At 40.2% G+C, this 4,492-nt stretch carries 6 protein-coding genes; all 6 read right to left on the reverse strand.

Going from position 1 to position 4,492, the window contains the following annotated elements; translation table 11 throughout:
• Positions 1-430: 430 nt before the first annotated feature.
• The 6 genes from ACTQ34_RS17520 to ACTQ34_RS17545 all read right to left on the reverse strand — a co-directional run bounded on the left by ACTQ34_RS17520 (position 431) and on the right by ACTQ34_RS17545 (position 4,266).
• Complete coding sequence (locus ACTQ34_RS17520) at positions 431-790, reverse strand: hypothetical protein (RefSeq protein ID WP_441364889.1); 360 nt, start codon at positions 788-790, stop codon at positions 431-433.
• Between the two features lie 290 nt (positions 791-1,080).
• Positions 1,081-1,218: a zinc-ribbon domain-containing protein gene (locus ACTQ34_RS17525; RefSeq protein ID WP_441364890.1), complete on the reverse strand. Its 138-nt coding sequence runs from the start codon at positions 1,216-1,218 to the stop codon at positions 1,081-1,083.
• Entirely contained in the window at positions 1,196-1,501 is a 306-nt protein-coding gene (locus tag ACTQ34_RS17530) for a zinc ribbon domain-containing protein (RefSeq protein WP_441364893.1), read from the reverse strand. The genes ACTQ34_RS17525 and ACTQ34_RS17530 overlap by 23 nt, the downstream gene beginning before the upstream one ends.
• Positions 1,502-1,528: 27 nt before the next feature.
• Positions 1,529-1,666 carry a hypothetical protein gene (locus ACTQ34_RS17535; protein WP_441364891.1) on the reverse strand — a complete coding sequence of 46 codons (138 nt, stop codon included), beginning with the start codon at positions 1,664-1,666 and terminating at the stop codon, positions 1,529-1,531.
• A 959-nt stretch (positions 1,667-2,625) separates the two neighbouring features.
• A complete protein-coding gene (locus tag ACTQ34_RS17540; RefSeq protein ID WP_441364892.1) occupies positions 2,626-3,969 on the reverse strand; it encodes a leucine-rich repeat domain-containing protein in 1,344 nt (447 codons plus the stop codon).
• Between the two features lie 114 nt (positions 3,970-4,083).
• Positions 4,084-4,266 carry an S-layer homology domain-containing protein gene (locus ACTQ34_RS17545; protein ID WP_441364894.1) on the reverse strand — a complete coding sequence of 61 codons (183 nt, stop codon included), beginning with the start codon at positions 4,264-4,266 and terminating at the stop codon, positions 4,084-4,086.
• Between the last annotated feature and the right edge of the window lie 226 nt (positions 4,267-4,492).

Below are 4,492 nucleotides of genomic sequence, written 5' to 3' on the forward strand. Positions count from 1 at the left end.
CTCGGACATGGTTTGCTGTCTCCTTTCGAATGGTGTGTCGCGACTTCATTCTACCAAAGATCTGCAAACCATGTCTTTTTTGTTTTTGCGAAACTTATTCTACCTGACCAATAATACCAATATGAAAAAAATTATTATCATGGCTGCAAATTCATGGAATCGTCGATTCTTCTCTTTTGCCCTTCGCATATTTGCCTCCTAATCCTTTAATCTGAAACAAAAGGCAATGGAAACTGATCCACCGCCTTTTGTTGCTCTTCTTCAGCCAACTATTTTCTTCAAAGATGAGTATGTATTCTGCTATGAGGCAGCCACTATATAGCCGCTAAAAATAAATCTCTGCGCCTAACATTCCCACTGAAATACCTAATTTAATCCTTAACATTTTCAACCTTCTTTCTTTTAATTCAATGGGGCGATGCAAAATTGCTTACTCAACTCTTTGATATTCATTCATAACCTCGCCATCATCATAATAAAATATCAAAGTATCTTCGTTTAATTCAAAGGTAAATGTCAAAGGCTCAGCTAAGACACCATCAAGCTTTATCCTATCGTCATCGATAGAATAACCACCTGAATAATTGCTACGATTTGAGACATATGTTCCATCGCTGAAAAATTCCAAGGCTACCAAATCCGACGTCGTTCCTGCACGATCCTCTTCACCCGGTACAATCCATTGGCCCACTATTAAATCAGATGCGGATTTTGAACTACAACCTATCAGCGCCACAGCAAGAATCATGAGACTCAGCATGCTGACTACAACTTTTTTATACTTCTTCATTTGTTATCCCTTCCTATATGTATAATTACTGTAGACCTTCGTAGCAATCGTCACAAACAAAAACCATCATTCCGAGCAAGTTTTCATAATGTTTGGTTGCCTTCTCTTCACCGCAACTGAAACTTTTATCCACATATTTGATTTTTGTGCTGGGCCAGCAGTTATGGTCGTAGTCTCGCTTTGCTCTAGTTCCACAGGCGCGCCACAGGAAGGATAGAATTTGCCTCCCTCTAACTTTGCACCGCATTTTCCACAAAAGGCCATTTATATATGCCGCCCATATGATGTAATCAAAGTTTAGATCCACATTCCGTGCAAAAAGCTACATCTGCTTCTATTGGATCACCACACTTTGGACAACCCCCACTTGCTGTCTCATTCTCAACCACTGCTGTGTTCGTTGACTCAGTTGTTGTTACCTGAACCATTAGCTTGCCACAATAGGTGCAGAAACGCACTCTTTTTTACCATAGCACCACAACTGTCACAACGTACTAAATCGTCTGTATTTATTGGCTTAGCTTTAGGCATTGGTGTACCGCATGAACTACAAAATGCAGAACCAGATTGTACTTCCGCACCGCATTGCGGACATCGAACGACACCTTTGATATCCTGAATCTGCTCGCGATACCTTTTAACCTTTTCTTCTGCATCCGTAAGCGAAGCAATCATGCCAGCAAATTCTTCTTCGTAGTCATGTGCATGCATGGTCAAATAAAGTTTGCCGATTTGATACTAAACATTGTTAATCTGTGTCTCTTCCTCAGCAATCATTGGATTAAACTTTGCAATATCAGACATTCCCTTTGCCTTTTGCATTACTTTTGCAGTGGTTTCAGATGCTTTTTGGCTAATATTATCCCAAAATGCCATTGGAACTCCTTCTTTAATTATGTATGATATTTTCGTGATGGCATAGTCGTTGACTAGGCCGACATTTATTAACAATTGTTTGAAACTCCTTCATTGAGTTCCGATATCAAATCAGCCATTGCATCACGAAGGACTTGCTTCTCTCCAGACTGACCATTACACGCTATCAAAGCGGCCAGCATCGTCAGGGGAAAAAGTAAGAGACAGTTGATCCGTTTTATTTTTATTTCTCCCACAACATGCACAAATCCAGCTCAAATTCTTAATCCACCGCTGCATATATTCACATTTCTGCACCTATCATCCCATTTTCCCATCGCAATTCCAATAACTAGCACATTCATATTCAATTAACGCATCAGCAAATTCACTTTTGCAGCCTGCTGCATATTGGGCAATATACATTTTCCCATTATGATAGTAAAGATCGGTTGCTGCATGCTCTTTCCATATAATTTCTGTACGAATCTCAGCAATATCTATAACATCTTTCGCTTTCTGACCAAATGCTTAGCTGGCTGAGGTTAATTTCCTGCTAACACTGCAAAGAACTGCTCCGATTTACTCTTATATTCATCAAACTCTGCATATAGATGATTGCAAGAAACTCAAACCCAAGAACCATAACCGGCCAACATTTATTACTAGGATATCGATATCCTCGAACCAAATAAAACACCGGTGTCAAGCGAAGCAAAATTATTACTTGCACGTTTTGACCTTGCTAGTATCCATATCATGGGCTCAACAATTCTCCTGCATCTCCTGCAAGTCTGCGCTATTGATATCTGCATTCCCGATGTCGCCAATACCAAAAGCGCAAGAGCACAGCCAACTGCCCGCACCCCTTGCAACTCATTTTCTACTAAAAAAGATAAATTCTTTCATATCTCACATATCATATCCTTTTTCTCCCTTATATCAAATCAAATTTTTTATACTCACCGTCAGGCTATGCATTAGCCCTCAATGGGCTTTTCCACAACAATACTATCAATTGTACATTCTTTTACTACATCGAAGAGACGGCCAAACGAAAGGAAAGCTTGCTCCCTCGTGTAAGTGCCTTTGGGACTAAATTTATTATCGCCTGTTCCACCCATAATGGCGAATCCATTATTGTTTGAAACATGACTTACAAAGATAACACTGTCATACGCCCACTCCGAAATTTCGCTCCGATCACCAAAGGTTAGTTTAGCTTCATTAGGCAGTCTTGCGTCCAAAACCTTTGCGAGACGGGTGAGCATAGTTGCCGCTTCTTCACGAGAAATGGTTCTGTTGGGTTCAAATTTTCCTTCCCCAACGCCAAATACGACATGAAGAGCATTCATAGCCAAAATGTTTTTATCATTTGTATCATCGAATTGCAATTCGTTAATCAAAATACCATGATAGTCAAGGATATCATCAATAGGCCGCCCAACGGATGCCTCCAACACTTTTACCGCAAGCTGACAAAACTCCTGACGAGTTATATTATTTTGATATCCCTCATCCAGATTCTCTGGAATCAACCCATTTTTACGAGCTTTTTCAATTTCTTCAACGGCCCAAGAAGAGGGAGTGTCGCCTACATCATCTACATTACCTGCACCTAAATCAATATAATAATGAATTTTTACTGCGTTATTCCACTGATTAGAGTCACCTATTTTAATTGCATTCCATTGATCTTCTGATCCTTGGTAATATATATCTGTTACATTAAAGCATTTTGAGAAAGCGCCTGTCTCCATTATTTTTACGCTTTGTGGAACGGAAATGCCGCTCAACCTTGATCTCCACTCGAAGGCCCCCTCTCCAATAGTTTTAACACCAAATGGAATTTGATAACCACCGTCTTTCCCACAAGGATATTCAATCAGTTTTTGCATATCCTTGGAGAATAAAACTCCATCAACCGAGCAAAAATATGGATTCGCATCGCTCACGTTAATCGCCATCATGTTAGAGCACCTAAAAAATGAGGGACTATAATATTCCACGCTGGATGGCAATGTCACACTTTTCAAGCCTTCGCAATATGCAAACGCCCAGCCATCAATCCTTGTTATCGTATTGGGCAAAACAATTTCTGTTAGTTGATAACATTGACGAAATGCTTGATTGCCAATAGTTGTTACCACATGTCCATTGATCTCTGATGGAACTTCTAATCTGCCGGAAACATACTTCTCACAATCTGTAATGGTACCTGTGCTCTCATCAAATGTATATGGATCTGCATACACAGCACCAGCCAGAGGCATCAGGCTATACATGCACAAAGCAACACAAGCTGTAATCATGTACTTTAACAAAGTTTTTATGACGATCCCCTCTTTTCATTTTTCAGATAATGTACTTCATGATTCAAAAAATAACATTTTTTCATTTCAAATCCCTTGCTGTATTCCCCTTTACAGACTGAAGCGTTAAAACATTTCGCAATAGCGTGTTAAAACAAGCGCAATTTCTGCTCGCGTTGCGAAGTCCTGCGGCTTGAGTAATGTGCTACTTTTGCCAGTAATCAGACCTTGCTCACATGCCCAACTCATGGCTTCTGCTGCATAATCACTTAAGTATTTTAAGTATTCTAGATGGACGTCAATTATCATCCAGCTTAGATGATAATTGGCCTTTGATTCCTTGTCCACAATGCATCAGAGCCTTGCCCTGACATCAAGTCTAAAATGCACTACGGCCTTGATGCTAGGACAAGGCTCCGATATCATAGTGGAAATGTCAAGAAATGTGCAGTCTGGAAACACCCAAAATCTGAAAAGCATGGTAATACAGCGCAGTTTTCCGAAGTGGAGCGTAGCGGAACGCAGGAAAACTGCG

The sequence above is a fragment of the Agathobaculum sp. LCP25S3_E8 genome, assembly GCF_052117165.1.
Lineage (GTDB): Bacteria > Bacillota > Clostridia > Oscillospirales > Butyricicoccaceae > Agathobaculum.

Bases quoted from the DNA above. Each gene is read 5' to 3' on its own strand.
- ACTQ34_RS17520 (WP_441364889.1), bottom strand. From the start codon at position 790: ATGAAGAAGTATAAAAAAGTTGTAGTCAGCATGCTGAGTCTCATGATT.
- ACTQ34_RS17525 (WP_441364890.1), bottom strand. From the start codon at position 1,218: ATGGTTCAGGTAACAACAACTGAGTCAACGAACACAGCAGTGGTTGAG.
- ACTQ34_RS17530 (WP_441364893.1), bottom strand. From the start codon at position 1,501: ATGCATGCACATGACTACGAAGAAGAATTTGCTGGCATGATTGCTTCG.
- ACTQ34_RS17535 (WP_441364891.1), bottom strand. From the start codon at position 1,666: ATGGCATTTTGGGATAATATTAGCCAAAAAGCATCTGAAACCACTGCA.
- ACTQ34_RS17545 (WP_441364894.1), bottom strand. From the start codon at position 4,266: ATGATAATTGACGTCCATCTAGAATACTTAAAATACTTAAGTGATTAT.